Here is a 4,927-nt window from a genome sequence, read left to right as displayed (position 1 = left end):
CCCGACGCCAAGAGCCAGGTCACCCTGCGCTACGAAGGCAGCCTGCCGGTCGCCGCGACCGCCGTGGTGGTATCGACCCAATGCATCTCTAAATCCTTTTTCTTTATACTTATCAATAATTTTAGCTAAATCTTCGTTGTATTTACTTTTAATAAATTTAGATGGTTTTAATATTCTTATCGGATTTATCTGCTTGGTGCTTCTCATAAATTTTCTAAGTTTTTTATCAGAAAATTTTTCATTGCCATCAAATACTATTCTATCTATTTTAATTTTTTCTCCTTTGTCAATATTTACAACCATATTAACGTTGTTTCCAGAAGTAGTATCTGCAACTGTTCTTATTGCAACTTTGGTGTTGAAGTAACCGTCTTTTTTATACTTATTTTCTAAATAATTTTTGGTAGTTGTAATTAAGTTTTCGTTTACAATTTTACCTTTGGTAAGCGAGTTTTCTTTAATTAATTCTTCTACTTTACCTTTTTTTATACCATTAAATTTTACTTCATTAAGTTTTGGAAGTTCTACAATATTTAATTCTAAATATATACTATCGCCAACAATTTTATTTACATAAAAATCTATATCACTAAAAAGTCCAAGTTTACCAAGTTTTTTAATAGCATTACTTATTTCTTCTCCTGGAATAACAATTTCTTGACCTTTTTCAAGTCCTGCAAATGTTACAACTGTTTGTTTATTAAAACTAATTTTACCTGTAACATCTACATTTGCTAAAATATATTTTGTACCTTGTTCAAACGGCATTCTTTCTTGGGCATTTAACTGGAAAGCATTTCCTACACATATTAGTATAAAAAATGCTTTTATAAAATTGTTCAACACGTATTTATTTTTTAATTTGTTCACTTGTTTTTCCAAATCTTCGTTCTCTTTTTTGATAGCTAATAATGGCTTCATATAAATGTTGTTCTGTAAAATCGGGCCATAATACATCGGTAAAAAATAATTCTGCATAGGCAATTTGCCATAACAAGAAATTACTAATTCGGTGTTCGCCGCTTGTTCTAATTAATAAGTCTACCTCTGGCAGATTGTGCGTGTAAAGATGCTCATTTATAATTGATTCATCAATAGTGTCTATTGAAATTGTATTATTTTTAACTTTATCACTAATATTTTTTATAGCATTTATAAGCTCTTCTCTTGATCCGTAGCTCAAGGCAAGCGTTAATACCATTTTAGAATTGTCTTTAGTAAGTGTTATAACTTCGTTAAGTTCTTTCTGAATACTTTTAGGTAATCTATTTAAATTGCCTATAGAATTTAATTTAATATTGTTTTCTTGAAGCGTTTTTAATTCATTTTTTAGTGAATGAACTAGTAATTTCATTAAAGTATCAACTTCTAGTTTTGGTCTGTTCCAGTTTTCGGTAGAAAAGGCATAAAGTGTAAGATTTTCTATTCCTAATTTTGCACAAGATTCTACTGTTGTTCTAACTGATTTTGTACCGTTTTCATGACCAAATGCTCTTAGTAATCCTTTTTGTTTTGCCCAACGACCATTACCATCCATAATAATGGCAACATGTTTGGGTAAATTATCTAAGTGTATTGATTCTAATAAATTCATAATTTCTAATCAGCGCAATAACAAGGTTTTTCGCCAAAGGTATAAGTTAAAGTAAATCCAGTAAAAACATACCAATCTTTACTGTCTAAATTTCCAAATTGTACTATTTTTAAATTTTCATTGGTTGGATTACTTCCATCAATATCATCTGCAAAGGTGTATCTTGCTCCAGCTTCTAATCCTAAAATTAAATTTGGAGTTATATTAGATTTAACCCCAACTATCATTGGTATTCCAATTGTGGTATGATTGGAATCAAATTTAGCGCTACCATTGCTATAAAACAATCCATCATATATTGTAAATGTCATTCCAGTAAATACATATGGCGTAATTTTTCTTTCAAAATCGTGCAAATTAAAATCGAAAAAATTAAATTCTAATCCTGCCGAAAATTCTTTTAAATTATTTTCAAAATTTAATGCTCTTTGTTTTCTACCTCCAACTTTAGAATCTAAGTCGTTTGCAGTAATTTTACTTTGCATATAAGAAAATCTATAGGCGTGTCTCGGACTTTTATTCCATTTATACAAAATACCAAACGCTGGTTCGTTAGGGTTTATATAATTGGTTTTACCAATTTCGCCTATGTAATTACTTCCACCAAGAAAAACTCCAATTTCGTGAATTTGAGCATTTAAATTTGAAACTGCGAATGTAAAAATAAATAAAAATATAATTCTCATTAACTCAAAAATAGCGTGCAAATATAACAATTAATAGTACTTAAAATACACTTAATTACTATTTATGAAAAATTACATTTGCAATGATTAAATAGTACATTTTCTAATATAAATTATTAGATAATTACTTAACGAAAAAGTTGAGAATGTAGTATAAAAATAAGGTTTTTAATTTCGTTTGTCTTCGCCCCAAAGTAGTTTGTTTCTTAAGGTTTTTAAGAAAGTTTCTTCTGGAATTTCGACCATATTTATTTTAAAAGGAGTCTTTTTTATGGTTAATGTTGCGTTGTTACTTACCGATGTTATTCTAGAATCTAAAGATACAAGGTAGTTTTCTTCGCGTCCAGAAATTTTTAATTTTATTTCGGTTTTATCAGTTATAACTAATGGTCTTGCGTTTAAATTGTGTGGTGCAATTGGCGTTATTACTAAACTTTTTACATCTGGAGTTAAAACTGGTCCGCCACAACTTAAAGAATAACCTGTAGAACCTGTTGGTGTAGAAATTATTAAACCATCTGCCCAATACGAATTTAAATATTCATTGTTTAAATAAGTTTCTATAGTTATCATTGAAGTGGTGTCTTTTCTGCTAACTGTAATTTCGTTCATTGCAAAATTCAAATCTTTTATTTCAGAATTTTTTGGCGAACAAACTAAACTTAGTAATGTTCGTTTAGAAATTGTATATTTTTTTTCTAAAACTATTTGTAAAAAAGTTTCAATGTTTTCTTTTTGTACTTTGGCAAGAAACCCTAATCTTCCTGCGTTTACTCCAAGAATTGGAATTCCAGAATTTCTAACATAGGTTGCTGCTCGTAAAATAGTTCCATCGCCACCAATACTAACAAGAATATCAAAACTAGCATCTAAATCTAAATGTGTAGAAAAAGTTTTGTATTCTTTTTTTACAATTTCTTCATCGTATAAAATTTTTAAAAACTTTTCTTCAATAACTAATTCTACATTATTAGCATTAAAAAATACAAATATATCTCGAATAATTGGTCGAGTGTCGTTTTGATAATATTGACCGAAAATGGCAATTTTCATATTGTAAATGCTATATAATTTATTTTATTTTTCTTCCATCTTCAATCTTCCAAACTTCCATCTCTAGATATTCAAATACTTATCTAAATATTCTGATCGTTCTTTTAAATTATTTAAATAATTATCTTCATTATGTTCAGAAATTATTTCATAATTGTATCTTCTAAAGGTTTGAATTATTTCATTTAATCCGCCTAGTGCAATTTTTACTGTTACTTCAACCCAAGTTGTATCAGCATCTGAAACAAATAATCCTAATAATTTACCGTTATTACTTTCTACAATTTGGGTTATCTGACTCATAGAAAAATCTAGTAAAGTAGTTTTAATTACAATAATTCCGCCTTGTTCTTTTAAAAATGGCGTTTCGTGAAAGAATTTTACAATATCTTCTAGTTCATAATAACCAACATAACTGTTAGCATCATCAAGAATTGGCACAACATTAGAATGATTTTTGGCAAAAACTTCTAAAACATCTAACCATATCATATTTTTTCTTGCAAAAAAACCTTCTAGCGTATATCGATAATCTTTAATTTTTTTATCTAAATCAAACGTTTCAATATCGTCAGAAGCAATACTTCCAATATAAATTCCTTCTTCAATTACAGGAAAATGAGAATACGGAACATCACTAAAAAAATCTTGAACAATTTCTATAGTTTCAGAGCTTTCTATGGCTTTGTAGTCGTTATTTATATAATCGTTTATTTCTGTCATATATATAAGGTAGCAAATTTGTTGCAAAATAATCAAAAATTAGAACATAAAACCTTATTTTAACTTTGTATTTTTGTAGAAAAAAATAATAGAGAACAGATTGCATCTTTCTTAACAATGAAAAACTATGACAAAATTAAGTGTAAACATCAATAAAATAGCAACTTTAAGAAATGCTCGTGGCGGAAATGTTCCCAATTTATTGCAAGTCGCAACTGATTTGCAAAAGTTTGGTGCGCAAGGAATTACCATTCACCCTAGACCAGACGAACGCCACATTAGATACCAAGATGCACGAGATTTAAAAAGCGTTGTTTATACAGAATATAATATTAAGGAAATCCGCAACATAATTTTATAGATTTAGTTTTAGAATGTAAACCAACGCAAGTAACCTTGGTTCCAGATGCAATTGGTGCAATAACATCAAGTGCTGGTTGGGATACAATTAAAAATCAATCGTATTTAACAGAAGTAATTCAAGAATTTCAACGAAACAATATTCGAACATCAATATTTGTAGATCCAGTTTTAGAAATGATTGAAGGTGCAAAAAAAACTGGAACAGAACGAATAGAATTGTATACAGAAGAGTTTGCTCATCAATATAATTTAGGAAATAAAAACGGAATTGAATCGTATTTAAAAGCGTCAATTTTGGCTAACGAATTAAATTTAGGAATAAATGCAGGTCACGATTTAAGTTTAGATAATATTAAATTTTTTAAAGAAAATATTCCAAATTTATTAGAAGTTTCTATTGGTCACGCTTTAATTTGCGAATCGTTATATCTTGGATTTGATAATGTTGTGAATATGTATTTGAATAAATTGAAATAAAAAAGTTAACACGAATTTCACGAATTTTCAC

At 28.4% G+C, this 4,927-nt stretch carries 5 protein-coding genes and 1 pseudogene; 1 reads left to right on the top strand and 5 read right to left on the bottom strand.

The features are described 5' to 3' along the window. The 5 genes from ACH2BO_RS09385 to ACH2BO_RS09365 form a co-directional block, all read right to left on the bottom strand. Window positions 1-921, bottom strand: a 921-nt coding sequence (locus ACH2BO_RS09385; protein ID WP_395044485.1) for a POTRA domain-containing protein, incomplete at its 3' end; no start/stop codon positions are given. Next, the gene (locus ACH2BO_RS09380) at window positions 851-1,594 is read right to left on the bottom strand and encodes an isoprenyl transferase (RefSeq protein ID WP_395044484.1); all 744 of its coding nucleotides are present in this window, start codon (window positions 1,592-1,594) and stop codon (window positions 851-853) included. The genes ACH2BO_RS09380 and ACH2BO_RS09385, both read right to left, overlap by 71 nt. Window positions 1,595-1,599: 5 nt before the next feature. Further along, complete coding sequence (locus ACH2BO_RS09375; protein WP_395044483.1) at window positions 1,600-2,280, bottom strand: DUF6089 family protein; 681 nt, start codon at window positions 2,278-2,280, stop codon at window positions 1,600-1,602. 168 nt (window positions 2,281-2,448) lie between these two features. Next, on the bottom strand, window positions 2,449-3,333 hold the full coding sequence (locus ACH2BO_RS09370) for an NAD kinase (protein ID WP_395044482.1): 885 nt from the start codon (window positions 3,331-3,333) through the stop codon (window positions 2,449-2,451). A 63-nt stretch (window positions 3,334-3,396) separates the two neighbouring features. After that, window positions 3,397-4,056, bottom strand: coding sequence for a CBS domain-containing protein (locus tag ACH2BO_RS09365; protein ID WP_395044481.1), 660 nt, complete (start codon window positions 4,054-4,056; stop codon window positions 3,397-3,399). Between the two features lie 127 nt (window positions 4,057-4,183). Here ACH2BO_RS09365 and ACH2BO_RS09360 point away from each other — a divergent pair. Beyond that, window positions 4,184-4,896, top strand: a pseudogene (locus ACH2BO_RS09360) (pyridoxine 5'-phosphate synthase). The last annotated feature ends 31 nt before the right edge of the window (window positions 4,897-4,927 follow it).

This window comes from Flavobacterium sp. (assembly GCF_043773265.1).
Taxonomy (GTDB): domain Bacteria; phylum Bacteroidota; class Bacteroidia; order Flavobacteriales; family Flavobacteriaceae; genus Flavobacterium.
Note: the sequence above shows the minus strand (reverse complement) of the source record. Positions and strands in the feature narration are given on the sequence as shown.

Bases quoted from the DNA above. Each gene is read 5' to 3' on its own strand.
- ACH2BO_RS09380 (WP_395044484.1), bottom strand. From the start codon at position 1,594: ATGAATTTATTAGAATCAATACACTTAGATAATTTACCCAAACATGTT.
- ACH2BO_RS09375 (WP_395044483.1), bottom strand. From the start codon at position 2,280: ATGAGAATTATATTTTTATTTATTTTTACATTCGCAGTTTCAAATTTA.
- ACH2BO_RS09370 (WP_395044482.1), bottom strand. From the start codon at position 3,333: ATGAAAATTGCCATTTTCGGTCAATATTATCAAAACGACACTCGACCA.
- ACH2BO_RS09365 (WP_395044481.1), bottom strand. From the start codon at position 4,056: ATGACAGAAATAAACGATTATATAAATAACGACTACAAAGCCATAGAA.